25 protein-coding genes are annotated in these 26,043 nt (G+C 69.2%); 4 read left to right on the plus strand and 21 right to left on the minus strand.

What is annotated here, in order from left to right; genetic code table 11:
• Positions 1 to 12: 12 nt before the first annotated feature.
• A complete protein-coding gene (gene pstS / locus HBK84_RS10210) occupies positions 13 to 1,125 on the minus strand; it encodes a phosphate ABC transporter substrate-binding protein PstS (RefSeq protein ID WP_064846308.1) in 1,113 nt (370 codons plus the stop codon).
• A gap of 252 nt (positions 1,126 to 1,377) precedes the next feature.
• On the opposite strand from pstS, the gene HBK84_RS10215 reads away from it, so the two are divergent.
• The 3 genes from HBK84_RS10215 (at position 1,378) to disA (ending at position 5,169) form a co-directional block, all read left to right on the plus strand.
• Positions 1,378 to 2,535, plus strand: a complete 1,158-nt coding sequence (locus tag HBK84_RS10215) for an aromatic acid exporter family protein (protein ID WP_167318818.1) — start codon at positions 1,378 to 1,380, stop codon at positions 2,533 to 2,535.
• A gap of 57 nt (positions 2,536 to 2,592) precedes the next feature.
• Entirely contained in the window at positions 2,593 to 3,984 is a 1,392-nt protein-coding gene (gene radA, locus HBK84_RS10220; RefSeq protein WP_064846324.1) for a DNA repair protein RadA, read from the plus strand.
• A 108-nt stretch (positions 3,985 to 4,092) separates the two neighbouring features.
• On the plus strand, positions 4,093 to 5,169 hold the full coding sequence (gene disA / locus HBK84_RS10225) for a DNA integrity scanning diadenylate cyclase DisA (RefSeq protein WP_167318819.1): 1,077 nt from the start codon (positions 4,093 to 4,095) through the stop codon (positions 5,167 to 5,169).
• 144 nt (positions 5,170 to 5,313) lie between these two features.
• Here the strand turns inward: disA and HBK84_RS10230 are convergent, their stop codons facing one another.
• Positions 5,314 to 6,039, minus strand: coding sequence for a hypothetical protein (locus HBK84_RS10230; protein WP_167318820.1), 726 nt, complete (start codon positions 6,037 to 6,039; stop codon positions 5,314 to 5,316).
• Between HBK84_RS10230 and HBK84_RS10235 the strand changes: the two genes are divergently transcribed.
• The gene (locus tag HBK84_RS10235; RefSeq protein ID WP_167318821.1) at positions 6,038 to 7,048 is read left to right on the plus strand and encodes an A/G-specific adenine glycosylase; all 1,011 of its coding nucleotides are present in this window, start codon (positions 6,038 to 6,040) and stop codon (positions 7,046 to 7,048) included. The two genes, HBK84_RS10230 and HBK84_RS10235, sit on opposite strands and share 2 nt — an antisense overlap.
• Here the strand turns inward: HBK84_RS10235 and HBK84_RS10240 are convergent.
• The 19 genes from HBK84_RS10240 to HBK84_RS10330 form a co-directional block, all read right to left on the minus strand.
• A complete protein-coding gene (locus HBK84_RS10240; protein WP_179861259.1) occupies positions 7,032 to 7,550 on the minus strand; it encodes an amino-acid N-acetyltransferase in 519 nt (172 codons plus the stop codon). The genes HBK84_RS10235 and HBK84_RS10240 overlap by 17 nt on opposite strands.
• A 115-nt stretch (positions 7,551 to 7,665) precedes the next feature.
• A complete protein-coding gene (locus HBK84_RS10245) occupies positions 7,666 to 10,284 on the minus strand; it encodes an ATP-dependent Clp protease ATP-binding subunit (protein WP_131333407.1) in 2,619 nt (872 codons plus the stop codon).
• Positions 10,285 to 10,502: 218 nt separating this feature from the next.
• Positions 10,503 to 10,844, minus strand: coding sequence for an Lsr2 family protein (locus HBK84_RS10250; RefSeq protein WP_035959173.1), 342 nt, complete (start codon positions 10,842 to 10,844; stop codon positions 10,503 to 10,505).
• 218 nt (positions 10,845 to 11,062) lie between these two features.
• Positions 11,063 to 11,335 carry a hypothetical protein gene (locus tag HBK84_RS10255; RefSeq protein WP_240918959.1) on the minus strand — a complete coding sequence of 91 codons (273 nt, stop codon included), beginning with the start codon at positions 11,333 to 11,335 and terminating at the stop codon, positions 11,063 to 11,065.
• A 61-nt stretch (positions 11,336 to 11,396) separates the two neighbouring features.
• Entirely contained in the window at positions 11,397 to 12,845 is a 1,449-nt protein-coding gene (gene lysS / locus HBK84_RS10260) for a lysine--tRNA ligase (RefSeq protein ID WP_370520639.1), read from the minus strand.
• 108 nt (positions 12,846 to 12,953) lie between these two features.
• The gene (gene panC, locus HBK84_RS10265) at positions 12,954 to 13,796 is read right to left on the minus strand and encodes a pantoate--beta-alanine ligase (protein ID WP_085108112.1); all 843 of its coding nucleotides are present in this window, start codon (positions 13,794 to 13,796) and stop codon (positions 12,954 to 12,956) included.
• Positions 13,793 to 14,785, minus strand: a complete 993-nt coding sequence (locus HBK84_RS10270; RefSeq protein WP_064846316.1) for a Rossmann-like and DUF2520 domain-containing protein — start codon at positions 14,783 to 14,785, stop codon at positions 13,793 to 13,795. The genes panC and HBK84_RS10270 overlap by 4 nt, the downstream gene beginning before the upstream one ends.
• Positions 14,786 to 14,836: 51 nt before the next feature.
• Positions 14,837 to 16,672, minus strand: a complete 1,836-nt coding sequence (locus tag HBK84_RS10275; protein ID WP_167318824.1) for a PH domain-containing protein — start codon at positions 16,670 to 16,672, stop codon at positions 14,837 to 14,839.
• Entirely contained in the window at positions 16,672 to 17,187 is a 516-nt protein-coding gene (locus tag HBK84_RS10280) for a PH domain-containing protein (RefSeq protein WP_167318825.1), read from the minus strand. The genes HBK84_RS10275 and HBK84_RS10280 overlap by 1 nt, the downstream gene beginning before the upstream one ends.
• Positions 17,171 to 17,725 carry a DUF3180 domain-containing protein gene (locus HBK84_RS10285; RefSeq protein WP_131333415.1) on the minus strand — a complete coding sequence of 185 codons (555 nt, stop codon included), beginning with the start codon at positions 17,723 to 17,725 and terminating at the stop codon, positions 17,171 to 17,173. The genes HBK84_RS10280 and HBK84_RS10285 overlap by 17 nt, the downstream gene beginning before the upstream one ends.
• Positions 17,713 to 18,237 carry a 2-amino-4-hydroxy-6-hydroxymethyldihydropteridine diphosphokinase gene (folK, locus tag HBK84_RS10290; RefSeq protein ID WP_085108098.1) on the minus strand — a complete coding sequence of 175 codons (525 nt, stop codon included), beginning with the start codon at positions 18,235 to 18,237 and terminating at the stop codon, positions 17,713 to 17,715. The genes HBK84_RS10285 and folK overlap by 13 nt, the downstream gene beginning before the upstream one ends.
• Positions 18,234 to 18,650 carry a dihydroneopterin aldolase gene (folB, locus tag HBK84_RS10295; protein ID WP_085108096.1) on the minus strand — a complete coding sequence of 139 codons (417 nt, stop codon included), beginning with the start codon at positions 18,648 to 18,650 and terminating at the stop codon, positions 18,234 to 18,236. Before folB ends, folK begins: the two co-directional genes overlap by 4 nt.
• Positions 18,651 to 18,657: 7 nt before the next feature.
• Positions 18,658 to 19,605, minus strand: coding sequence for a dihydropteroate synthase (gene folP / locus HBK84_RS10300; RefSeq protein ID WP_167318826.1), 948 nt, complete (start codon positions 19,603 to 19,605; stop codon positions 18,658 to 18,660).
• The gene (gene folE, locus HBK84_RS10305; RefSeq protein WP_167318827.1) at positions 19,602 to 20,258 is read right to left on the minus strand and encodes a GTP cyclohydrolase I FolE; all 657 of its coding nucleotides are present in this window, start codon (positions 20,256 to 20,258) and stop codon (positions 19,602 to 19,604) included. The genes folP and folE overlap by 4 nt, the downstream gene beginning before the upstream one ends.
• Positions 20,258 to 22,378, minus strand: coding sequence for an ATP-dependent zinc metalloprotease FtsH (gene ftsH, locus HBK84_RS10310; protein ID WP_064847374.1), 2,121 nt, complete (start codon positions 22,376 to 22,378; stop codon positions 20,258 to 20,260). The genes folE and ftsH overlap by 1 nt, the downstream gene beginning before the upstream one ends.
• A 230-nt stretch (positions 22,379 to 22,608) precedes the next feature.
• Complete coding sequence (hpt, locus tag HBK84_RS10315) at positions 22,609 to 23,160, minus strand: hypoxanthine phosphoribosyltransferase (protein WP_085108084.1); 552 nt, start codon at positions 23,158 to 23,160, stop codon at positions 22,609 to 22,611.
• Positions 23,157 to 24,359 carry a tRNA lysidine(34) synthetase TilS gene (tilS, locus tag HBK84_RS10320; RefSeq protein WP_260849388.1) on the minus strand — a complete coding sequence of 401 codons (1,203 nt, stop codon included), beginning with the start codon at positions 24,357 to 24,359 and terminating at the stop codon, positions 23,157 to 23,159. Before tilS ends, hpt begins: the two co-directional genes overlap by 4 nt.
• Before the next feature lie 4 nt (positions 24,360 to 24,363).
• On the minus strand, positions 24,364 to 24,825 hold the full coding sequence (locus HBK84_RS10325; protein WP_064847371.1) for a hypothetical protein: 462 nt from the start codon (positions 24,823 to 24,825) through the stop codon (positions 24,364 to 24,366).
• Between the two features lie 53 nt (positions 24,826 to 24,878).
• Positions 24,879 to 25,973: a zinc-dependent metalloprotease gene (locus HBK84_RS10330; protein ID WP_167318828.1), complete on the minus strand. Its 1,095-nt coding sequence runs from the start codon at positions 25,971 to 25,973 to the stop codon at positions 24,879 to 24,881.
• Positions 25,974 to 26,043 lie beyond the last annotated feature (70 nt).

Raw genomic sequence — 26,043 nt, forward strand, 5'->3', positions numbered from 1 at the left:
CGTCGGGGCGGATCAGCCCTTCGCGGTGATGGAGTCCACGGCCGCCTTGGCCTGGTCGCGCAGGGTCTGGCTCAGCGGGGCGGAACCGGCGGAGTCCGCAGCGGCCTTCTGCCCGTCCTCGGAGATCACGTAGTTCTCGAAGGCCTTGACCAGGTCCGCGGTCTCCTGGGAGTCGTACTGGGAGCACACGATGTGGTAGGAGATCAGCACGAGCGGGTACGCACCGGATTCTTTGGTGTCGCGCCCGATGTTGATCGCGAGGTCGTGCTCGCCGCGGCCCTCGGCCTGGGCGGAGACCTCGACGGCCTTGGCGGCGGCCTCGGGCGAGTGGGTCACGTACTGGTCGCCCACCTTGATCGCGGCGGTGCCGAGATCGCCCACGGCGGAGGAGTCCGCGTAGGTCACGGCGCCCTCGGTGCCGGAGGTCGTGGAGACCACGCCGGAGGTGCCCTTGTTGTTCTCCGCCGCGTACTCGGAGGGCCAGGCCTGTGCCGGGTCCTTGGTCCACTCCTGCGGAGCGGCCTTGTGCAGGTAGTCGGTGAAGTTCTCGGTGGTCCCGGAGTCATCGCTGCGGTGCACCACCGTGATCGGGGTGTCCGGGAGATCGGCGTCCGGGTTCTGCTGCTTGATCTGCTCCGCGTTCCAGCGCTTGATCTCACCCTTGAAGATCTTGGCGATGGTGGGGGCGTCCAGGTTCAGGGACTCGATACCGGGCAGGTTGAACGCCACGGAGATCGGGGAGATGTAGACCGGGAGGTCCATGGCGCCGTCGGGGCCGCACTGCTGCTTGGCCTGCTCGACCTCGTCGTCGGAGAGGTAGGCGTCCGAGCCGGCGAAGTTCGCGCCGCCCGCCAGGAAGGCCTTGCGCCCGGCGCCGGAGCCGTCCGGGGAGTACTGCACGGTGGAGCCGCTGTTAGCGGACTGGAAGCCGTTCTGCCACGCGGTCATGGCGGCCTGCTGGGAGGACGCCCCGATGCCGGTCAGCGTTCCGGACACGCCGCTGCTCTCGCCCGAGCCCCCGCCGCTGTTGGTGTTGCCGGTGGCGTTGTCGGAACCGCAAGCGGTCAGAGCGAGGGCACCAATGGCCAGGACTGCGGCCGAACGGCCGACATGCGAAACCTTCACTGTATTTCCCTTCGAAAGCGTGAACCGGAGAGCCCGGTGGGTGCGGACAACCGGATCTTGGAGTCCAACGCCGCTGCGTCCGCAGCGCGCCCGGGAATTACCGTAGGCAGGCGATATTGACAGATGCGGCCGGGAAGGTGAACTGGCGGTTAACAACCCCTGTGACCGGCGCCACCCCTGGCCACGGCGCCGCCCGGTCACGCGTCCCGCGCGGTACGCGTCCGTCCGAGGCGCCCGCCTAGGATGGGAGCCATGACGTCCTCGGAAGCAGCTCAGTACCGCTCCCGATTCCGTCGTGTTCCCGAGGTCGTGGGCAAGCGCGGGCGCTCCGGCTGGGCACGCATGACGTCCGGTTTCTTCCAGGCCGTGCAGATGACCGTGGCGGCCGTTGGCGCGTACGTGATCGCGGAACGGCTGCTGGGCCATCAAGGCCCCATCTTCGCCGCGACCGCCGCGCTCGTGTCCCTGGGGTACGCCAAGGGCGGGCTACGCTACCGCCGGGTGCTGGAGGTCTCGATCGGGTGCACCCTGGGGATCGTGATGGGCGATCTGCTCATCCAGGTCCTGGGCCATGGTGAGTGGCAAGCGGCCCTCGTGTTGCTCCTGTCCCTCTTGCTCGCCCGGTTCCTTGACAACGGCGCGATCTTCACCACGCAGATGGGGCTGCAGTCCGTGCTGGTGGTGCTCCTCCCGCCGTCGCAGGACGGCGTGTTCGCGCGGTCCTTCGACGCCGTGGTGGGGTGCCTCTGCGCGCTGCTCCTCGCGTACGTGATTCCCCAAGACCCGCGCCGCGAACCGCGCCAGGACCTCAGCAAGCTCATCGTGGAGTTCACCCAGGTGCTCACGGACTGCTCCCGTGCGGTCTCGGACACCGATTCGCGCCTCGCGTGGCACGCCCTCGTGCGGGCTCGTCAGACGCAGCCGCTCGTGGACTCGGTACGCTCGGGGCTCACGGCCTCCCGGGAGATCGCCCACGCATCCCCTCTGCACCGCCGGCACCGCCGCGAGATCGACGACCTGAGCGAGAGCATCCGGTACGTGGACCTCGCCGTGCGCAACTCGCGCGTGTTCGCACGCCGCCTCGCGTCCGTCCTCAACCGCGTCTCCCTGTCCGACGACGCCGTGGCCTCCCTCTCCGAGACCCTCGCCGATCTCTCCGACGCCATCCTGAGCCTGGATCACACGTTCTCCGCGAGTCATCCCCAGACCCGTGAAAGCTACCTGCGCCAGACGCGCAATGAACTGATCTCGGTGGCCGGTCGCCTGGAACCCGGGCTCATGGGGGTGCGGACCATGGAGGGCGAGGCACTCGTGCTGCTGATCCGTCCGTTGGTCGTGGACCTGTTGGAGTCCACCGGTCTCACCCACGAGGAGGCGATCCGGCACCTGCCCACGCTGGGCGGTCGGTGACCGAGCCACGGATCCGTGCCGCTTATGCGCGTCAGATCCGCCCCCTACGGTGACAGCATGAGCGCGAAGACCAGGAAGCCGTCCGTCTCCTACCGGTGCACGGAATGCGGCTGGACCACGGCCAAATGGGTGGGCCGGTGCGGTGAGTGCCAGTCCTGGGGCACCGTGCAGGAGATCTCCACGAACCTGGAACACGGGCGCACCCGGGCCGCGGCCAGCGTGGCGGTGCCCGCTCAACCCATCGGCCAGGTGGATTCCTCGGTGGCCCGCTTCACCCCCACGCGCGTCACCGAGTTCGACCGCGTCCTGGGCGGCGGACTCGTGCCCGGTGCGGTCATCCTGATCGCGGGGGAACCCGGCGTGGGTAAGTCCACGCTGCTCCTGGACGCAGCCGCCAAGGTGGCGGGCGGGCCCGATCCCCGCACCGTGTTGTACGTGACCGGGGAGGAGTCCGCGGCGCAGGTCAAACTGCGGGCCGAGCGCATCGATGCCCTCTCGGAAAAGCTGTACCTCACCGCGGAGACCGACCTCTCCGCGGCGCTCGCGCAGGTCAAGGACTTAAAACCGGAACTGTTGATCGTGGACTCGGTGCAGACCCTCGCGAGCCCGGAGATCGAGGGTTCGGCGGGCGGGGTGAGCCAGGTGCGGGAGGTCGCGGCGAGCCTCATCCACGCCGCCAAGACCCGGAACATGACCACCCTGCTCGTGGGCCACGTGACCAAGGAGGGTTCGATCGCCGGTCCCCGGTTGCTCGAACACCTCGTGGACGTCGTGTGTCAGTTCGAGGGGGACAAACACTCGCGCATCCGCCTACTGCGGGCCGTGAAGAACCGGTTCGGCCCCACGGACGAGGTCGGGTGCTTCGATCTCGAGGAGAACGGTATCCGCTCGGTCTCGGACCCGTCCGGCCTGTTCGTCTCCCGCACCCCCGTCCCGGTCGCGGGAACATGTCTGAGCGTCACCGTGGAGGGGCGCAGGCCGCTGCTCGCGGAGGTCCAGGCCCTGCTGGACAAGTCCAGCACCGCGCAACCCCGACGGGCCACCTCCGGCCTGGACGGTTCCCGGGTGGCCATGCTGCTCGCGGTGTTGCAGCGCCGGGCGGGCGTGGCCCTCGCGACCATGGACTGCTACGTGTCCACCGTGGGCGGTGTGCGGCTCACCGAACCCGCCACGGACCTCGCGGTGTGCATGGCGCTCGCGTCCGCCGCCCAGGATCGACCGCTGCCCCAGCGGCTCGTGTGCTTCGGGGAGATCGGACTGGCCGGTGAGGTCCGCCCCGTACCCGAGATCAACCGCAGGATCCAGGAGGTCGCCCGGCTGGGCTTCACCCACGCCGTGGTCCCGGCATCCCCCAACGGACCCGGCAAGATCCCTCCGGGCTTCTCCGTGCGTGAGGTCACCACCGTCTCACAGGCCATGGAGCTGCTCTTCCCGCCGCGGCAGGGCTGAATCCGACGCCGTACGGCCGAGTTCGCCGGGGCAGGGCCGAGTCCGAACACACATGCCACGCGGGGCATGTTGGCCTTCGGGCGGGGCGAGCGCACATAGAATGAGGCCGTGGTGAAATCGCACGAGACTGCCCTGAGACGGACCCTGGCCAGGGTCTCCCCCGGTACCGAACTGAGGACGGGGCTGGAGCGCATCCTCCGGGGCCGCACAGGCGCGCTCATCGTGCTCGGATTCGACCGCTCCGTGGAGTCGCTGTGTTCGGGCGGGTTCGACATCGACACCGAATTCACCCCCACCAAGTTGCGCGAACTCGCCAAGATGGACGGGGCGATCGTGTGCGACAAGGAAGCCACCCGCATCCTCAAGGCCGGGGTCCAGCTCATGCCGGACGCGTCCATCCGCACCCAGGAGTCCGGCACGCGTCACCGCTCCGCCGAGCGCACCGCCAAGCAGACCGGTGTTCCCGTGATCTCGGTCAGCCAGTCCATGAGCGTCATCACGATCTACGTGGCCGATTACCGCTACGCGATCGACGGTTCCCAGGCCATCATGGCTCGCGCGAACCAGGCCCTGCAGACCCTGGAGCACTACAGCAACCGCCTCGCGCAGGTCCTGGGCAGCCTCTCGGCGCTCGAGATCGAAGCCGCCGTGACCGCCCGCGACGTGGCCCTGACGCTGCAGCGGATGGAGATGGTGCGCAGGATCTCGGACGAGATCGGGTGGTACGTCCTGGAACTCGGCTCGGACGGACGTCTGATCTCCCTGCAGCTCGAGGAGCTCACGGCCGGGACGGGACCGGGGCCCGGCGTAGTCCTGCGGGACTACCTGCCCGAGGCCACGACGCCCGAGGTGATCGCGGAGTCCCTGGACCGACTCGCCCGGTTGTCGTCCACCGAACTGATCGATCTGCAGCGGGTCGCAGTGGCCGCGGGTCTCACCGGGCCGCAGGGCAACTTGGAGGTGGACCTGCACCCCCACGGTTACCGGCTGCTCGAGGGCATCAAGTCCATGCCGCGTGCGGTGGCGAAACGGCTCGTGGCCCAGTTCGACGGCCTGCAGTCGCTCATGGCCGCGAACCTCGAGGACCTGATGTCCGTGGAGGGCATCGGCGAGCAGCGTGCCCGCACCGTACGCGAGTCCTTGTCCCGTATGGCCGAGACGAGCCTGCTGGAACGGTTCATGTAGCAGTCCGGGTGGCCCGGTCGCGGACGCGGCCCGTGCACCGCCCGGGCATCGCCCACCGATGGTCACCTCGAGGGCCGCCAGCCGGCCGCGCGAACCCCGGGACCGCCGTCGCCGGTGGATCTGCGCAAGCCGCGAGCCGCCCACTCACTGCAGACTAAAAACGGCCTGCTGGCTCGCGACGTCCCCGAGTGACGTCGTGAGGTTGTAGTACCCGGCGAGCGCCTCGGACTGGCCGGCCGGGCAGCCCTCCGCGGTGCGCACCCGGTTCCACGTGAGCCGTGCGGTCTCCTTCTGCCCCGTGTCCAGGGTGATCTGACGGTCCTCACCGGCTGCCGCGCAGTGCCGTGAATCAAAGACGGTGTCCGCACCGGAGGTCACCACGAAGGCCATGTGATTGCTACCGGCGTCCACGCGGCACGGGTGCTGGCCCTTGTTCTCGAGGGTCAGTTCGAGCACCGGGTTCTGGCCCGCCGCGTAGCTCTGTTCGTCGGTCGCGGCACTCACCGCCAGATCCGCGCCGCATTCCGGCGCCGCCGTACTGCTCGCACTCGGGCTGCCGGACGCGCCGGGTGCACCAGACCCGGACGGTGTGGGCCGGGCAGTGAAGTCCGCGAACTTGTTCTGGGGATCCGTGCTCGGCTGCGCCGCGGCGTCGGGCTGCTGCGTGGCATTCGTGTCGTCGGCGTCCGGTGCCGTGAGTGCGCGCACGCCCGAGACCACTGCCCACAGCAGGGCCAGGACCAGGGCGACGATCACGGCGAGCGCGACCATGCGGCGTCGCCGATAGACGTGCTCCGGGAGCCTGCCCCCGGTGTCCGCGGATTCCGTGGGGGACGTGGGGGGATCGTGCTGTTCGGAACCGGAAGCCATGGTCTCCAGGCTACCGTGGACAGTTATGAACTCGAGCCGCACACCAGCCCGCGACGAGCGACTTCACGGCACTCACGCAGCCGTGATCGAGTGGTACCGGCGGGCGTCCCGCGACCTGCCGTGGCGCGCGCCCGAACGCACACCGTGGCAGGTGCTCGTGAGCGAGATCATGCTGCAGCAGACCCCGGTGGGGCGCGTCCTGCCAGTGTGGCGCCGGTGGCTCGAACAGTGGCCGGAACCGGGCGATCTCGCGGCGGCGTCGCCGGCGGAGGTCCTGCGCGCGTGGGACAGGCTCGGCTACCCGCGCCGCGCGCTGCGGCTGCACGCGGCTGCCCAGAACATCGCCGCGGAGCACGACGGGCGGGTGCCCGAGGACCACGCACAGCTGTTGGCGTTGCCCGGGATCGGCGCGTACACCGCGGCGGCAGTGGCCGTGTTCGCGTTCGGTCAGCGCCACACGGTCGTGGACACGAACATCCGCCGGGTCGAGGCCCGGGTGTTCTCCGGGCGGGCCCTGCCGTCCCGTTCCCTCACCGCGGCGGAGACCCGGTTGGCGCAGGACGTCCTGCCGCAGGACGTCGCGGAATCGGTCGCGTGGAACCAGGCCGTGATGGAACTGGGCGCACTGATCTGCACCGCGCGTTCCCCGCGCTGCGACGAGTGCCCCGTGCGGCGGGACTGCGCGTGGGTCGCGGCTGGCAGCCCTCCCGCGCAGGAGACGCCCAGGGGCCAGTTGTGGCACGGCACGGACCGCCAGGTCCGGGGGGCCATGATGGCGGTGCTGCGCGCCGCAGACGAGCCCGTGCCCGCGCAGTTGCTGCTCACGGACCTCGCGGGCTCGGAACAGATCGCCGGGGAGCACGCGGCCCCGCCCGCCGTGGTGATCGAACGGCTCGGGGCCCTGTGGCGGCTGCCCGCGCCCGCCGAACAACGGGAGCGTGCGTTGAACGGACTGCTCGCGGACGGTCTGGCCACCTCGGACGACGGCGCGGTCAGCCTTCCGGGGTGATCGCGCGGATCATCCGCGTGTTGCCCAGCGTGTTGGGTTTGACCCGGGCCAGGTCCAGGAACTCCGCGACGCCCTCGTCGTGGGAACGCAACAGCTCTGCGAAGACCTCGGGCTCGATGGTCTCCTGGTTCTCCATCACGGCGAATCCGTGCCGCGCGAAGAACGCCACCTCGAAGGTCAGGCAGAAAACCCGGCCGACCCCGAGCCGAGCCGCACGGGCCAGCAGTTCCTCGATCATCCGCCCGCCCACGCCATGACCGCGCGCCGCGGGGGACGTGGCCAGGGTGCGCACCTCCGCGAGGTCCTCCCACATCACGTGCAAGGCCCCGCAGCCCACGAGGTTCCCGGCGTCGTCCTCCGCAACCACGAACTCCTGGATACTCTCGAAGTACGTCACCGTGTCCTTGGTGATCAGGATGCGCTCGGCCGCCATGGGCGCCACGAGCTCCTTGATGCCATGGACGTCCGAGGTCCGGGCGGGGCGGATGCGGATCTCTACCATGCCCACGACTGTACGCGTCCGTTCGAACGCGAGCGGGCGGCGTCGCCGACCGTTGTGGTCGACGACGCCGCCCGCTCGCGGAGGCGCCGCGGTGCCGGGCACCGCGCGGGGTGGCTCAGGCCTGCGCCTGGGCCGCTCCCCCGCCGCTGTCGGGCCCCGAGTGGGGCGAGCGCGGCACGTCTTTGCCGGACTGGCTGTCGGCGTCGTCCGAGAACGCCGGGGTGTTCTCGATCTCCCGGATCTCGTCGTCGGAGAGCTCGGACATGGGCGTGGAGGAGAAGGTGAAGGTGGCGTCGTCGCCCTCACCCTCGACGTCCACCGAGATCTTCTCGCCCGAGGCGATCTCGCCGAACAGGATCCGCTCGGAGAGCTGATCCTCGATCTCGCGCTGCATGGTCCGGCGCAGCGGCCGGGCACCCATCGCGGGGTCGTAGCCCTTCTTGGCGAGCAACTGCTTGGCGGCGTCGGACAGCGAGATGGACATGTCCTGCTCACGCAACCGCCGCTGCAGGCGCGCGACGAACAGGTCCACGATCTGCACGATCTCACTCTCGCTCAGCTGCGGGAACACGATGATCTCGTCCACGCGATTGAGGAACTCGGGACGGAAGTGCTCCTTGAGCTCCTCCTGCACCTTGGCCTGCATTCGGTCGTAGGACGTGGCCGCGTCCCCGCTGGCCTGGAAGCCCACGGGAACCGTGCGGGAGATGTCCCGGGTACCGAGGTTCGTGGTCATGATGATCACGGTGTTCTTGAAGTCCACCACACGGCCCTGCGAGTCGGTCAGGCGACCGTCCTCGAGGATCTGCAGCAGCGAGTTGAAGAGGTCCTGGTGGGCCTTCTCGACCTCGTCGAACAGCACCACGGAGAACGGCTTGCGGCGGACCTTCTCGGTCAACTGACCGCCCTCCTCGTACCCCACGTAGCCCGGAGGGGCACCGAAGAGCCGGGAGACGGTGTGCTTCTCCTGATACTCGGACATGTCCAGCGTGATCAGGGCGTCCTCGTCACCGAACAGGAACTCCGCGAGCGCCTTGGCCAGCTCGGTCTTACCCACACCAGTGGGCCCGGCGAAGATGAACGAGCCACCCGGGCGGCGCGGGTCCTTCAGACCAGCTCGGGTACGGCGGATGGAGCGGGACAGGGCCTTGATGGCCTCGTTCTGCCCGATGACGCGCTTGTGCAACTCGTCCTCCATGTGCAGCAGCCGCCCGGACTCCTCCTCGGAGAGCTTGTACACGGGCACACCCGTGGAGGCGGACAGGACGTCCGAGATGACCTCCGGGGTCACCTCCGAGATCTGGTCGTCGCCCTCGCGCCACGCGGTGTCCTTCTCGTCACGCTCGGCGATGAGCTTCTGCTCGGTGTCGCGCAGGGACGCGGCCTTCTCGTAGTCCTGGCCCTCGATCGCGGCTTCCTTGGCACGCTTGGTGTCCGCGATCTTCTGGTCCAGGGCCTTGATCTCCGGCGGCGCGGTCATGCGCTTGATGCGCAGACGTGCACCGGCCTCGTCGATCAGGTCGATGGCCTTGTCGGGCAGGAACCGGTCCGAGACGTAGCGCGCGGACATGTGCACCGCGGCCTCCAGCGCGTCGTCCGAGATGGACACGCGGTGGTGCGCCTCGTACTTGTCGCGCAGGCCCTTGAGGATCTCCACGGCGTGGGCCTCGGAGGGCTCGTCCACCTGGATGGGCTGGAAGCGCCGTTCGAGGGCGGCGTCCTTCTCGATGTGCTTGCGGTACTCGTCCAGCGTGGTGGCACCGATGGTCTGCAGCTCGCCGCGCGCCAGCATGGGCTTGAGGATCGACGCGGCGTCGATCGCGCCTTCCGCGGCACCCGCACCCACGAGCGTGTGGATCTCGTCGATGAACAGGATGATGTCCCCGCGCGTACGGATCTCCTTGAGCACCTTCTTGAGGCGTTCCTCGAAGTCACCGCGGTAGCGGGAACCGGCCACGAGCGATCCCAGGTCCAGCGTGTAGAGCTGCTTGTCCTTAAGCGTCTCGGGGACGTCCCCGCGCACGATCGCCTGGGCCAGGCCCTCCACGACTGCGGTCTTACCGACACCGGGTTCACCGATCAGCACCGGGTTGTTCTTGGTGCGCCGGGAGAGCACCTGCATCACGCGCTCCATCTCGCGGTAGCGCCCGATCACGGGGTCCAGCGTGGACTCGCGCGCGGCGGCGGTGAGGTTGCGACCGAACTGGTCCAGCACGGCCGAACCCGCGGGAGCGCCCTCGGCGCGGCCACCGGTGCCGACACCGGCGGCTTCCTTCTCCCCGCCGGCGTTGCCGGACTGGTAACCGGAGATCAGTTCCAGCACCGTGGCGCGGACCTTGCCGGGATCGGCGCCGAGCTTGACGAGCACCTGGGAGGCCACGCCCTCGCCAGCGCGGATGATCCCGAGCAGGATGTGCTCGGTCCCGATGTAGTTGTGCCCCAACTGCAGGGCCTCGCGCAGCGAGTGCTCGAGCACCTTCTTGGCGCGGGGCGTGAACGGGATGTGACCCGAGGGCGCTTGCTGGCCCGGGCCGATGATGTCCTGGACCTGCTCGCGGGCGGCGCTCAGGGTGATGCCCATGGACTCGAGGGCCTTGGCGGCGACGCCCTCACCCTCGTGGATCAGGCCGAGCAGCAGGTGCTCGGTCCCGATGTAGTTGTGGTTGAGCATCCTGGCCTCTTCCTGGGCCAGCACGACGACCCTGCGGGCGCGGTCGGTGAAGCGTTCGAACATGGATACTCCTTCATTGATCTCTGTCAACGATGCTAGGCATCCCGCGCGGCGTTTCCGGCACTGTTCGCCACTGGCGCACGGTATCCAGCCCTCAGCAAAATTCCCCCCGGGGGGCCTTTCGCAACTCCCCCGTCCCGTGCTCCCCGGTAACGACGACAACGGCCGGAACACGCCTGTTGCGGCGTGTTCCGGCCGTGATGCCGGGGTGTGCTACGAACTCAGTCGTTGTGAGCGGCGTAGTACTTGTCCTGGATGTCCTGGTGGATGCGGCCGCGGTCCGAGACCTGCAGGCCCTGCTTTTTGGCCCACGCGCGGATCTTGGGGGTCTCGGGGTTGCCCGAGCGGTTCGGGCGTGTGGTGGTGTTCTGGCTGCGCCCGCTCTTGGCGGACGCGCGGCGACCGGCCGCGACGTAGGGACGCAGGGCGTCGCGCAGCTTGGTGGCGTTGGCCGAGCTCAGGTCGATCTCGTACTGGCCGCCGTCCAGACCGAAACGCACGGTCTCATTGGCCTCGCCGCCGTCGATATCGTCTTCAAGAATGATTTTCACGGTCTGAGCCATGCTCCAGCTCCTCCAAACGCCCTACGGGCTCGTCGATCAATTATTCGCGCTAGCAAATTCATGCTGTGGGGTGAAACACAGGAATTTGTCCCCCGTGTGATTCCGATCTCCATTCCTCATGGAAACTGTTCGGATTCACCCATGGGAACGTCCCCGGAATGAAATGCAGGGACCGCGGATTCACGGTCCTATCATGGCAGATATTCGAATAATTGTCATCACGGTCTATTGGGATCTTCCGGGGATTCACGAATAGGAATGCTGTTGCGTAAGCCCAGACCCCGTTGTTGCCGGGGCTTATCCTCCTGATATCCGAACGGGACTTTGTCCCCCTCGCGTTCGCGTACCGAGCGGTACCACTGCTCGGCGTCGTCGCGGGCCTGTGCCTGCGCACTGCGCTCGGTCCTGTCCCCGCGCAGCAACCAGCGCATCACGAGGTAGAAGACCACACCCACACCGAGTGAGGGTACGAAGACGGCCAGGTAATCCATGACGGTGATCATCCTCTCCAGGACTGGACGGCGGCTGGACGCGGTACTGCGCCGGGCCGGTTCACTCGGGCTTCATGAGTGGGAAGAGGATGGTGTCCCGGATGCCCAGGTTGGTGAACAGCATGATGAGCCGGTCCAGCCCCAGGCCGAGCCCGCCCATGGGCGGCGCGCCGTATTCGAGGGCCCGCAGGAAGTCCTCGTCCAACCGCATGGCCTCGTCGTCCCCCGCCGCGGCGAGCCGGGACTGCTCCGTGAGCCGGTCGCGCTGCACCACCGGGTCCACGAGCTCGGAGAACGCGGTGCCACGCTCCATCCCTCCGATGATCAGGTCCCACGCCTCGATCAACCCCGGCTTCTCGCGGTGGGGCCGGGCGAGCGGTTGTGCGGCCGGCGGGTAGTCGTACACGAACGTGGGTTGGATCAGGGTGGGCTCCACGATTTCCTCGAAGAGTTCCATGACGAGTTTCTGTGCGTCCCATGCAGGATTCACTTGAATATCGCGCTGAGCGGCGATCTTTCGCAGTTCCGTGACATCCGTGTCCGGGGTGACCTCCCGTCCCACGGCCTCGGACAGTCCCGGATACACGGAAACCCATGCCCACTCCCCGAACAAATCAATGCGGCCGTCCTCGGTGTCCACCCCGTCCACACCGAGCGCGCGGGCACATTCCTGGATGATCTCCTGGATCCGCTGCGCCATCACGAATTGATCGGCATAGGCCTCATACGCCTCGAGCGTGGTGAATTCCGGGCTGTGGGAGGAATCCACACCCTCGTTACGGAAGACCCGGCCGATCTCGAAAACCCTGTCGATACCGCCCACGACCGCGCGCTTGAGATACAGCTCGGTGGCGATACGCAGCGTCATGTCCTGGTCGAACGCGTTGAGGTGCGTACCGAATGGGCGCGCCGCGGCCCCGCCGTGCACGAGCTGGAGCACGGGGGTCTCGATCTCCACGTACCCCTGTTCCTCCATGACACGGCGTACGGTGCGCGTGATCGTGGAGCGCGTGAGGACGACGTCGCGGGCCTCCTGGCGCACGATCAGGTCCAGGTAGCGCTGGCGCACCCGGGTTTCCTCGTTGAGTTCCTTATGCATGGTGGGCAGGGGGCGCAGGGCCTTGGAGGCCATGGTCCACGAGTCCGCCATCACGGACAGCTCCCCGCGCCGCGAGCTGATCACGCGACCGGTGATGGCCACGAAGTCGCCAAGGTCCACGAGGGCCTTCCACTGCGCGAGGGGTTCGTCCCCCACGTTGACCTTGGAGAGCATGGCCTGCAGCCGAGTGCCGTCCCCCTCCTGGAGGGTCGCGAAGCACAGCTTGCCGGTGTTGCGCACGTGGACCACACGACCGGCCACGGTCACGACGTGCTCGGTCTCCTCCCCGGCTTCGAGCTGACCGAACTGCTCACGGACCGCGGCAAGGGTCGTGGTGCGGTGCACGTCCACGGGATAGGGCGCCATCCCGGCGTCCTGCGCTGCCTGGCGCTTGGCGGCGCGCACGGCCATCTGATCGTTGAGCTCGTGGGCGCTCAGCTCCGGATCGGTGCTGGCGGTGTCTGCGGGAACGGTGGATTCGGGCTGCTCGGTCACAATGGACCAGGATACCGCCCGCGCTCAGATTCGCATGTTGTCGATCAGGCGGGTGGGGCCCACCCACGCCGCCACGAGCGCGAGGGTCCCGGGGCCGGGTTCCACGAGGGAAAGATCTCCCGGGTCCACGGTCACGAAGTAGTCCAGGCGCACCTCCGGCTCGGCGTCGATGGCGCTGCGCGCCCGCTCGAGCGTGAGCTCCCCTGCCGCGAGCGCGCGCAAAGTCCGGTGCAGCACGAGCGCGTGGTCGGCCTGCTCGGCGGAGAGGTACTGGTTGCGCGAGGACAGGGCGAGCCCTTGCTCCGAGCGCACGATGGGCACCGCACGGATCTCCACCGGGTAATCGAAATCACGCACCATCCGCTGCATGAGCAGCAGTTGCTGCGCGTCCTTCTCCCCGAAATAGGCCCGCAGTTCGGCGGCGGGGCCCGGTGCCGCGATCGTGAACAGCTTGTTGACCACGGTCAGGGCGCCGTCGAAGTGCCCGGGGCGCGTGGCCCCCTCCAGGATCGACCCTGCCCGCCCGGACGTCACGGACACCACGGGCGTCCCGTCCGGGTACATCTGCTCGACCGACGGCGCGAAGACGAGGTCCACACCCACCTCGGCGAGCCGCGCAACGTCCCCGTCCAGGTCCCGCGGGTAGCTCTCGAAGTCCTCGCCGGGACCGAACTGCAGTGGGTTGACGAACACGGACACCACCGCGAGGTCGTTCTCCGCACGCGTGCGCTGCGCGATCCGCGCGTGCCCGTCGTGCAGGGCACCCATGGTGGGGAACAACCCCACGGTGCGGGCGCCGCGGGTCACGCGCGCCCCGATCTCCTCGCGCAACTGCGCCACGGTGGTGCACACCACGGGTCCCGTCACGGGCGTTCCTCTCCGTCGAGCGCGGCAAGCACCGCGCGATAGGTCGTCTCGTCGATCCGGCCCGACGACGCCGCGCGGGCCGCGGTCTGCCGCGCCAGTGCGCGGTACCCCGCCAACAACTGCTCCCCGGCGTCCGTCTGGCGCGCTCCCCGCACGGAGGCGTCGGGTGCCGTGACGCGCTCGGGCGAGCGGGCGGCGTCGGCGGCGGAGACCCCATCTTGGGACAGCTCCCGTAGGGCGGCGACGTGGGCGGCCACCGTGGCGACGTCCCCGCGGGCCACGGGACCGGTCAGGGCGTCCTCCCCGGAGGCCAGGGCGTTGTCCACCGTGGCGCGCGCGAGGGGGCCCAGGACGCGTTCCGGGTGGGTGACCCCGATCTGCCCGAGCACTTGCATGGACTCCCCGAGCAGGGTCATCACGTGGTTGGAACCGTGGGCGAGCGCCGCGTGGTACAGGGGGCGATCCGCTTCCGCGATCACCACGGGCTCGGCGCCCATCTCCACCACGAGAGCTTGCGCGATGGGCAGGACGGGTGCCGCGGCGGTGACGCCGAAGCTGCAGTCCGCGAGCCGGTGCAGGTCCAGGCTGAGCCCCGTGAAGGTCATGGCGGGGTGCACGGCCAGGCCAATCCCCCCGGCGCGGCGCACGGGTTCGAGCACATCCGTGCCGTAGCGCCCCGCGGTGTGCACCACGAGCTGACCGGGTTGCCACGCGCCCGTGGCACCGAGCCCGCTCACCAGACCTGGTAGTTGGTCGTCCGGGACCGCGAGCAGTACGAGTTCACTGCGTTCCACGATCGTGGGGACGTCCAACACGGGCACGTCCGGCAACAGGGCGCCCGCGCGCTCCCGGCTCTGTTCGGAGGACGCGTGCACACCCACGACGGCGTGTCCCGCAGCCCGCAGCGCGGCGCCCAGCACCGCGCCCACCTTGCCGGCACTGATCACGCCCACGCCCAACCGGCCCGGGCGGTCACTGGGTTGTCTCACGGAAATTCTCCTCGACGGGGACGACGGCACGCACAGAGTAGCGCACGCGCGTCAGCTCCCCCGCGGGTCGGGCGGGCCGGCCAGCGCAGTGGCGTGCTGTTCGCGGCCCCGACCGTTGACGCGGTCGCGCGCCGCGCGGGCAAGGTCCGTGTGGCGTGCCTGCAGCTCGCGGACCTGTGCAGTGTCCAGGTGGTGCACGGACGTGGTCACCGACCCGGGGGTCACGTGCACCGCGAAACCACTCAGCCGCAACCGCCGGTCCACGGGACCCTGGGTCACGGCCACGGACTGCGTCTTGTGGTGCGGGATCACGCTCGCGTGCCGTGCGAGTCTGCCCCACCGCAGCACGAGCGCGGACGTGTTCAAGGCGAAGCCCGTGCGACGCCACGTGAGCGGATCCAACCAGCGAGCCCTCCGAGGGCTCGTGGTGAAGTCCTCCGAGCCGCCGATCCCCGTGAGTCCCTGGTCCACGAGCTCGGTGGGCGCGTGTTCGAGCGGCAGCACGAGGTCGAGGATCTCGTGCACGTTCTCGAGTGTGCCCACGGGCAACACCGTGGAACCGAGCCCCTCGGTGCCCTCGGAGCCGCCTTTACCCGCGGTGATCACCCGGACGTGGTGGCCGTCGAAACCGCGCCACATCAGGGGTTTACCGACCTCCAAGGCCTGCACCCTCCCCGTGGGAATCGTGGAGGAGCGCTCGTTGAACAACCCGGATCGGGTGCGCACCCCGGAGGGGACCACGCTGAGCGTGAACCCCCAGCTCTTCTCGAGCCGCGAGTACACCGTGGAGACCACGCCGAGCAGCAGGGGGACGAAACTGGGGATCATGACCCGCATCACCTGGACGTTCCAGAACGCGGCGATCACCGCCGCCACCGCCATGAGCAGCAGGATCACGGCGGGCGGGGAACACACGAGGCTCAGCAGCACCCGGCTCGTGGGCACCGTGAACACGCGCCGCAACTCGTCCTGTTCGCCCAACAGGCCGTACTTCCGGGCGGCCCGCACGTCCACGGTGTCGCGCCGGCCGCGCTCGCCCGTACCGGCCGCGGGGTTCCCCGGGTACGCGGGGTAGCGGTCGGTCGCGCCGGAGTCCACGGCGGGGACGACGGCGCTCGCCGCCGAACGGTCCCACGGCGCCACGCGCCCGGGGCGGGTGACCTGCGGATCCCGGTACCGGTCGGCAGCCGCCTCCCCCGTTGCTTGGCCGTCATGAGCGGCCGACGCCTCGTGGGCGTCCGGGGCGGTGTGCGGGATCGGCGCGTCCGACGCGTGGTGCGCGGCCACGAGCAGTTGTTGCCGCAGCTGGCGGGCGTGGTCGCGGCGAAGGTAGGACAGCTCGAGGACGCTGGACCCGCCGTCTGCGACGTCGAACTTCAAGGACGCGAGACCCAGGATCCGGGGGACGAACTTGCGCTCGATGTCGATGCCCTGGACCCGGTCCAGGCGGGCCTGGCGGTGCGTGCGGAACAGCCACCCCGTGCGCAGGCGCACGTGTTCGTCCGTGATCTGGTAGCGGATGAACCACCACGAGAGTAGACCCAGACCGATGAGCAGGCCGAGCACACCGCACAGGATCGCGATCGCAAGGCCCGCGCCCGCGAGCTGCACCGCCCCGCCCACGTCCATCTCGATGGGGTCCCCGTTGAGCACCGCCGTGACGAGGTCGTCCAGGAACACGTTGCCGAAGCCCCACGCGAGGGCCACCACGAGTAGCCAGCTGCGCACGAAGGGCGTGAGCGGGTGCACCCGGTGCCACGCGCCGTCGGCGTCCGCCCCGGGGCGTGGACCCGTGCCAGTGCGCTGGGCGGGCCCGGGGAGCGGACCGGAGCCCGGGTCTGCCGGCGACCCCGGCTGCGCGTAGCGGTGGGATGGGTCCGGGCTCATCACAACCCCACCATGTGCTCTTCCCCGCGCTCCGTGAGCTGCTCGCGCAACCGGCCTGCCTCCGCGCGGGGTAACCCGGGCAGCACGGCGTCCGTGGCCGCGGACGCGGTGTGGAGCGTGAGCGTGGCCAGCCCGAACGCGTTGAGCACCGGCCCCGTCTTGATGTCCACGTACTGCATCCGCCCGTACGGCACCACGGTCACGCTGCGGAAGAACAGGCCCTTGCGCAGCCACAGTTCGGTGGGTGCCTCCGCGTAGCCGATGGCCCGGACCCGGCGCGGGATCAGGGACAGGTTCACGAGACCCAGCCCGAGCACGATCCCGGACAGCACCCACATCCACCACTGCGGGCGGTCGCCCCAGGTCCCGAGCAGACCCAGGATCAGGGGGATCGAGAAGATCGCGGTCCACACGACGGTGGAGATGGCGGAGCTGATCAGGCGTACGGAAACGTACTGGGGCGCCACCCGGTGCCAGGTCAGTCCCGGAGGTGACAGTTCATCGGTGGCGGGCATATCCTCCCTCTCCTGGGGCGTACGGGTCCCGCCGTCCACCGTAGGGGGTTTCCTCCTCCGCGTCCGGGTCATCGGGTGGGAGCCGACACGATTTCTCCACGATCCAGCCCACGACCGCCAGCACGATCCCCGCCACGCCTTGGGCAATGCACAGCCACAACGGTTCCTGCGTGGAACGCACCCCGAGCAGGGTGAGCTGGTCCACGCCGATCCCGGCGTGCCACCCGGCGGTCAGCGCTCCGTAGTACGCGATCGCCTGCGCCGCCGCTGCCGTGCCCACGGCCCACACGGGATCGTACGGTTTGCGCCGAGCCGGGTCGCGACGTCGCCCGGCACCGCGTTCGGGGTCCCGGTAGGCGCGCAACCGCAGCCCCAGGTACCCCACCACGAGCGCGGCCGCGAGTTCGGCGAGCAGACTGAGCCACGGCAGGATGAGCAGGCTCTGGTGTTGCCCGCTCACCACGTGATTGAGGCTCCACCCCACGGCCGCCGCGACCGCGGCGGCCGCCACGAGGGACAACACGTTCAGGTATCGCACGGGGACCCCACCTCCGGTCGCACGCGGTGCTCGGTCACGGTCAGATCCGCGAAGTCCGAGGCCTCACGGGCCAGCTTACGGACGGGACGGCCGTCGAGGTGGGCCCGCGGATCCATGAGGGCCCACGGTTCGAGCACGAACGCGCGTTCGTGGGCCCGCGGGTGCGGCAACTGCAAACGCGGATCGTCGCTGTGGACGTCCTCGAACCACACGACGTCCAGGTCCAGGGTGCGCGGCCCCCAGCGCACGTCACGCGTGCGACCGTGCTCGGCCTCGATGCTCTGGCACACCGCGAGCACCTCGAACGGCGTGAGCCGGGTACGCAGTTCCACGACCGCGTTGAGGTAGTCCGGGGAGTCCTGCGGTCCACCCACCGCGCGGGTCTCCACGACCGGTGAGCTCGCCGTGACACTGATCCCGGGTGTCGCGTCCAGCGTCCGCACGGCCTGCCGCAGCACCGTCAACCGCTCCCCCAGGTTCGCCCCCAGGGCCACAACACACCGGGCCGTCATCCGGCCGCGCTCGCCTCGTAGTGTCCTCGGCGGCGGTGGATGCTCACGGCCACGTCCGAGAACGTCACGTCGATCGGCGCCTTGGGTTTGTGGACCGTGACCTCGAGTTCGGCCACCGCGGGGAAATTCTCCACGAGCGCCCGCGCGATCTCCTCCGCGAGTGCCTCGATCAACTGGAACCGGGTCCCGATGATGATCTCCCGCACCATTTCCGCGACCTCCCCGTAGTGCACGGTGCGGGTGAGGTCGTCGCTGGTCCCGGCCGGTCGCAGGTCCATGTAGAGCACGAGGTCCACGAAGAACGGCTGACCGCTGCGGCGTTCCTTCTCGAACACGCCGTGGTAGCCCACCGCGCCCAGGCCGGTGAGGGTGATCCGATCGCGATGGTTCTTGTCAGGGGCGGGTGTGTTCATGGCGGGCTCAGTTTCCCATATCCCGGGGGTGCAGTACGGGCGGGGCGACGCCGCGCCACGCGTGAGCCGCGGCCACCGCGTCCACCGTGGTCGGGACGTCGTGAACGCGCACGGCCCAGGCTCCCCCGAACGCGGACAGTGCGCTGATGGCTGCCGTGGCCGTGTCCCGCTCATCCACGGGACGCGGTCCGTCCTGCGTGGCCAGCAGGGCGCCCACGAAGCGTTTACGGGACGCGGCGATCAGGACCTTGCCGAGACCGGTCAGCCGGGGCAGGGCGCGCAGCAGTTCCCAGTTCTGCTCGCCCGCCTTGGCGAAGCCGAGCCCCGGGTCCACCATCAGGTGCTCCGGGCGGATCCCCGCGGCGAGGCAGCGCTCCCGCAGCTGCTCGAGCTCGGCGAGCACCTCGGTCACGGTGTCGTCGTAGTCCGCGAGGGACGTCATGGTCTGGGGGGTCCCGCGCGAATGCATGAGCACGTACGGCATGCCCCGGTCCCCGGCCAGCTCGATCATGCGGGGGTCCAGGTTCGTCCCGGAGACGTCGTTGATGATGTGCGCCCCGGCGTCCAGGGCGGCCTCGGCCGTGTCCGGGTGCAGGGTGTCCACGCTCACGACGACGCCGCGGTCGCTCAGTTCGCGGATCACGGCCAGCACGCGCCGCTGTTCCTCCCGCGGATCCACCCGTTCGGAGTCGGGCCGGGTGGACTCCCCGCCCACGTCCACGATGTCCGCGCCCTGTTCGGCGAGCAGCAGCCCGTGCGCCACCGCCGCGGCCTCGGTGTCGTGGCGACCGCCGTCACTGAACGAATCTGGGGTCACGTTGAGGATGCCCATCACGAGTGTGCGTCCGGTGGGCAGCGCGTCGAACGAACCCCAGCCAAGCGCGTGCCGAGCGGGCCCGGCATGGTGGGCCCGAACGCCGTCGGGCGAGCTCGCGGCGTCGTGCGGCGCGCTCATTGCGCGCGCCCCGCCTGGATCAGGTTCATGGCCTCGGCGCGGGTTGCCGGGTTACGCAGTTGACCGCGCACGGCCGACGTCACGGTCTTGGCACCGGGTTTGCGAACCCCCCGCATGGACATGCACAGGTGCTCGCACTCGATCACCACGATCGCCCCGGCCGGGTGCAGGTGCTCGCTCAGGGCCTCAACAACCTGCGTGGTGAGCCGCTCCTGGACCTGGGGACGTTTGGCGTAGAGGTCCACGAGCCGCGCGAGCTTGGACAGGCCCGTGACCTTGCCTTCCGGACCCGGGATGTACCCCACGTGAGCGAGCCCGTGGAACGGCACCAGGTGGTGCTCGCACGTGGAGTAGAACGGGATGTCCCGCACGAGCACCATCTCGGAGTGGCCGATGTCGAAGGACGTGGCCAGCAGGTCCGCGGGGTCCTGGTGCAGACCCGCGAAGACCTCGGCGTACGCGCGTGCCACCCGGGCCGGGGTGTCCCGCAGACCATCGCGGTCCGGGTCCTCCCCCACGGCCAACAGGATCTCGCGCACCGCGGCCGCGATCCGAGGTTGGTCGATCGTCGGATCGAGCTGGGGGGCCTCGGCGTAGTCCGCGTAGGACCCCGACACCGGCTCGTGCGGATCGTCCTCGTGGGTGCCGTGCATCAGGGGTTCTCCCGCCGCACACCGCCCGGTTCCTGTCCGGACGGCCCGTCCGGGCCCGCGCCGGAGGCGTCGGCCCCCGGCTGTGGGTCCTGGTGCTCGGGCACCTCGAGCGGGTGTTCCGGCTTGGCGGCCACGGCCTGGTCCTGCGGTGCCATGGTGCTGGGGTCCTGGAGGTTCTTGCGGCGGGCCTCCTCCCGTTCGGCGGACGTGACCACCGGCGGGATGTCGGATACCTCGCGCTCCTCCCCGGAAAGCCACACCGGGCGCAGGTCCCGCTTGGTGACGTCCCGGAAGATCTCCTGGATCTGGGCCTCGTTGAGGGTTTCCTTTTCGAGCAGCTCCAGGGCCAGGCGGTCCAGGACGGGACGGTTCTCGAGCAGGATCTGGTGTGCCTCGGTATGGGCCTGGTCGAGCAGTGCCCGCACCTCGTCGTCCACGACGGCCAGCGTGTGGTCCGAGTACTCCTTGGAGCCCGAGCCCATCTCGCGGCCCACGAACGGGTCCGAGTTGTCCCCGCCGATCTTGACCGAGCCGATCCGCGAGCTCATCCCGTACTGGGTGACCATCTTGCGCGCGGTGTCCGTGGCCTTCTGGATGTCGTTGGACGCACCCGTGGAGGGGTCGTGGAACACGATCTCCTCCGCCGCGCGACCGCCCATGGCGTAGGCCATCTGGTCCAACAGCTCGTTGCGGGTCGTGGAGTACTTGTCGTCCGAGGGCATCACCATGGTGTAGCCCAGCGCGCGGCCGCGCGGCAAGATCGTGATCTTGGTGACGGGGTCCGTGTTACGCAGTGCGGCGGCGACGAGCGCGTGGCCGCCCTCGTGGTACGCGGTGACCTTGCGCTCGAGTTCCTTCATCACGCGGGAACGCTTCTGCGGGCCGGCGATCACGCGGTCGATCGCCTCGTCCACCGCGCGGTCGTCGATCAGCTGCGCGTGGGAGCGGGCGGTCAACAGCGCGGCCTCGTTCATCACGTTCGCGAGTTCCGCACCCGTGAACCCTGGCGTGCGCTTGGCCACGGAGGCCAGGTCCACGTTGTTCGCGAGCGGCTTGTTCTGGGAGTGCACGCGCAGGATCTGCTCGCGGCCCTTCATGTCGGGGGCATCCACGCCGATCTGGCGGTCGAAACGGCCCGGGCGCAACAGCGCGGGGTCCAGGACGTCCGGGCGGTTGGTCGCGGCGATCAGGATCACGTTCGTGTTGGCGTCGAAGCCGTCCATCTCCACGAGCAACTGGTTCAGGGTCTGCTCGCGTTCGTCGTTGCCGCCGCCCATACCGGCACCGCGCTGGCGGCCCACGGCGTCGATCTCGTCCACGAACACGATGGCCGGGGCGTTCTCCTTGGCCTGCTGGAACAGGTCGCGCACGCGGGACGCACCCACGCCCACGAACATCTCCACGAAGTCGGAACCGGAGATCGAGTAGAACGGAACACCGGCCTCACCCGCCACGGCCTTGGCCAGCAGGGTCTTGCCGGTACCCGGAGGGCCGTAGAGCAGCACACCCTTGGGAACCTTGGCACCCACAGCGGTGAAGCGGTCGTGCTCCACCAGGAACTGCTTGATCTCGTCGAGCTCCTGGACGGCCTCATCCGCGCCGGCCACATTCGCGAACGTGACCTCGGAGTTCTCCTTGTTGAACATCTTGGCCTTGGACCGGCCGAACTTCATGGCCTGCCCGCCGGTCTGCATGCGGGCGAAGATGAACCAGAAGATACCCAGGATGATCAGGAACGGGAGCAGGAAGCGTACGAGCGACAGGAACCAGTTGTTCTCCACGGGTTGGTCCGTGAAGCCGCTCAACTGGGCGTCGTTCATGGTCCGCACGACGTCTTCCGCGCGGGGCTGGACGTAGAAGAACTCCACGTCCTTACCGAGGTTCTGGCCGTCCCGGTTCAGATCGTCCCTGAGGCTGAGCTCCACCTTCTGCTCGCCGTCGTAGATCTTGGCTTCGTCGACCTTGTGGTCCCTGAGCAGTTCCAGACCCACGTTGGTGTCCACGCGGGACGAGGTGGGGCTGAACACGCTGGCGCCCACGGGAACCAGGACCACAATGGCCAGCAGGATCCAGAAGAGTGGACCCTTGAAGAAACTCGTGGGTTTTTTTGCCGTGGCCAAGCCGTTGATCCTCCCATGGACGTGACACGTTTCGTCACGGCCCGCTCGTGCACCTGTCTCCATGGGGCGGAGGGGTGGGGAACGGTGGCCGTGACGTGTATGGCACAATCTATCGCTTCGAATGGCGCTGCGACGCCGTGCGTGCGGTCCGTTCTTTCACAGCGCACACGATTGGGCCACGGTACACGCCTCTGCCCGACATTGGCTGGGCGTGAGGGTCCGTGCGCGACTCACTCGTAAACGTGCGGTGCGAGCGTGGCGATGCAGTCCAGGTTGCGGTACTGCTCCGCGAAGTCCAACCCGTACCCCACCACGAACTCGTTGGGGATGTCCCAGCCTACATAGCGCACGTCGATGTCCGTCTTGGCGGCGTCGGGCTTGCGCAGCAGCGTGCAGATCTCCACCGAGGCGGGTCCGCGCGACTCCAGGTTGGTGCGCAGCCAGGACAGCGTGAGGCCCGAGTCGATGACGTCCTCCACGATCAGCACGTCCTTGCCGTGCAGGTCCGTGTCCAGGTCCTTGAGGATGCGCACCACGCCCGAGGATTTGGTGCCCGAACCGTAGGAGGACACCGCCATCCAGTCCATGGGGTACTGCCCCTCGAGCTCGCGCATGAGGTCCGCCATGACCATCACCGCACCCTTGAGCACCCCCACGAGCAGCACGTCCCGCCCGTGGTAGTCGCGGTCGATCTGCTGGGCGAGTTCACGGACCTTCTGCGCGATCTGTTCCTTGGTGAACAGGACGTTGCTCAGGTCGTCGTGGACGTGTTCGGCCTTCACTGTGCACTCCCGGGGTCGTTCGTGGGTGGACTTGTCTCCAGCGGGCGAGGTCCGCGCTCACCGCGCAGCTCGAGGCACCCTCGCGCATGGGTCGCGTCCGAGCGGTGCCGCCACGCTGCCACCTTACCCGCCATCTGCACCGGCCCGGCCGCCCCGTACCCGAGCGCGAACTGCTCGAGCGCGCTCAACCGTTCGAACGTGGGCGTCTCCCCGCCCGCGAGGACACATGCCTTCGCGAGCATGCGTCGGCGCAGTGCCGCCGGGGTCCCCTGGAGGACGGCACCGTCCAGCACGACCGACGAGCCGGACGACGCCGCGGGCACCAGGGCGGCGTCGAACGCCAGGGACGCCTGTTCGTCCAGGTAGTCGGCATCGGCGCCGAGTACCGACGCCGTGCGGGCCAGTGCCCTGCCCACCCCCGGCCCCAGCTGGGACTCGAGATAGGGCAGGACCTCGTGGCGCACGCGTGCGCGGGTCAGTGCAGTGTCTGCGTTGGTGGGATCGTGCCATGGCGACAGCCCCTCGGCCGCGCACACCGTCTCGGTCTCGGCGCGCGTGACGTTGAGGAACGGACGCAGGTACAGCACGTCGTCGACATGATGCCGCTCGGGCATCCCGGACAGCGAACGCGTTCCCGAGCCCCGGGCGAGGCCCAGCAACACGGTCTCCGCCTGGTCGTCCCGTGTGTGTCCGAGCAGGACGGCGGCAGCGCCGGTTCGGCGCGCGACATCGCTGAGGGCGCCGTAGCGGGCGAGGCGCGCGGCCATCTCGGGGCCGTGGTGCTCGCGCACCACCGTGACCCGCTCGACCGCGACGGGCTCGAGGCCGAGCTCCCGCACGGTGCGCGCCGCGTCACGGGCCACCTCGGCCGAGCCCTCTTGGAGTCCATGGTCCACCACGACGGCGCCCACCCGCACGCGGCCGCGCCGCGCGAGGTGCGCAGTCGCTGCGGCGAGCGCGAGGGAATCGGCGCCACCGCTGCATGCCACGAGCACGAGGGGCGGGCGGGGATCAGTGCCCGCCCGCGCGTGCTCGGTAGTTGTTTCCCGCGGGGTCGTCGAGGGGTCCGGACGCATCGGATCACGTGCGTCCGCTCCCCCGGCCGACGTCTCACGGGGTAGGTGGTCGACGGCGCGGGCCACCGCACGCCGGGCGCGGGCGACCACGGGATGGAGGCGACCGGTCCGTCCGTGCTGCACCCCGTCAGTCCTGGGCGGACCTGGCGCGCTGCGCCGTTTCCTCGGCCATCCCCAGGACCTTGCTCAGCACGGGGGTGGTGTCACCGAGCATGACCAGGGCGCGTTCCAGTTCCCCCACCGGAACCACCGAGGCGAGCGCGGACACGGCATCCGTGTCCGTGGTGATCCGCGTGCGGATCTGTGACGTGGACAGCACCGGTTGGGATGCCTCCACCCTGTTCAGGACGGCCTCCTGGTCCGAGGACCCTGCGCTGTCCTCGAGCATGACCAAGCGTTCGTAGACCGCAGGGTTACCGATCTTGATGCGTCTGCCGCTGATGAGTTGGGAGAGCATGGGCGCGGACAGGCCCAGGACCTGGGCCAGCCTGCGCTGCGTAATACCGTAGACCCCCACCACGGCGCCAAAACGCTCTGATAGCGGCTGACCGTACAGCCGGATCTGTTGATTGATGTTTTCAGAGCTCACACGGTCATCTTGGCACAGACAACCGGGGGAAAACCCGAGAGCACGTCCCGGGCTCAGCCCAGGACGCGATCCATCCAGGCCTGCGGGTCGTGGATCTCCACCTCGGTGGGCAGGGTCTCGGGTGAGGTCCACACCGTGTTGAAGCGCTCCATGCCCACACGCTCCACGATGTACTCCACGAACTTCTGGCCGTTGCTGTACTGGCGCATCTTGGCGTCCATGCCCAGCAGGGAACGAATGAACCGGTCCAGGGCGCCGTGGGTCGCGGAGCGGTCGTCGAAGCGGCGGCGGATGGTCTTCACGGAGGGCACGATGGACGAGTCCACGGCGTCCATGACGGCGTTGGCGTGACCCTCGAGCAGGGACATCACCGCCGTCACGTGGGAGACCGTGTCACGTTCGGCGTCCGTGAGCAGATGGGTCATGGGACCCAGACCCGCGTCCGGGCGGCCGGCGGAGCGGCCCGTGATCGACGCCGCGGCGGCGCGCAGGCGATCCCACGCGGACGCGTCCAGCGAACCCAGGCGGGAGATCTGCTCGAGCATGTGATCGCGCAGCCACGGGGCCGCCGCGAACTGCACACGGTGGGTCTGTTCGTGCAGGCACACCCACAATCGGAAGTCCTCGGGGGCCACGTTGAGTTCGTGCTCGGTCCACAACACGTTGGGTGCCACGAACATGAGCCGACCCCCGGGATGGGAACGGGCCGCCTGTTCGGAGACGAGCCCGGCGTAGGGGTCGTACTGCCCCAGGACCTTGGCGGACAGGAAACCCACCAGGGCCCCCATCTCCGCGGCGATGGCCGTGGGCGCCACGCCCCGCAGGGCGGCGTCGAACGTGCCGGGGTCCTTGGCGTGCAACCGGTCGAAGACGGGCTGGACGAGCACGGAGAACGTCTGCGTGTTGGCCTTGGCCCAGCCCGCGCGATCCACCACGAGCACGGTGGAGTCCCGCAGGTTCTCCGCGGCGTCCAGACGCGTGATCGCGTGGACGTGGTGCACCGATTCATGTGCGAAGTAGCGCAGGGACTCCACGGCGCGGGACATCTCACGCGGCCCGGGCGTGGGGCCCGGCGGGGTCAGTTTGGCAGCGATCTGGGCGGCTGCGTCCCAGTCCACGAGCGAACGACGTGTCAGTTCTTGGCTCATGCGCTCACTCAATCACACCCGGGCGGTCACGCGAATGGGCGGAGGCTGGAAACTCCCGGGGCACGGCGCG

The organism is Kocuria sp. KD4 (genome assembly GCF_011769905.1).
Classification (GTDB): Bacteria; Actinomycetota; Actinomycetes; order Actinomycetales; family Micrococcaceae; genus Kocuria; species Kocuria marina.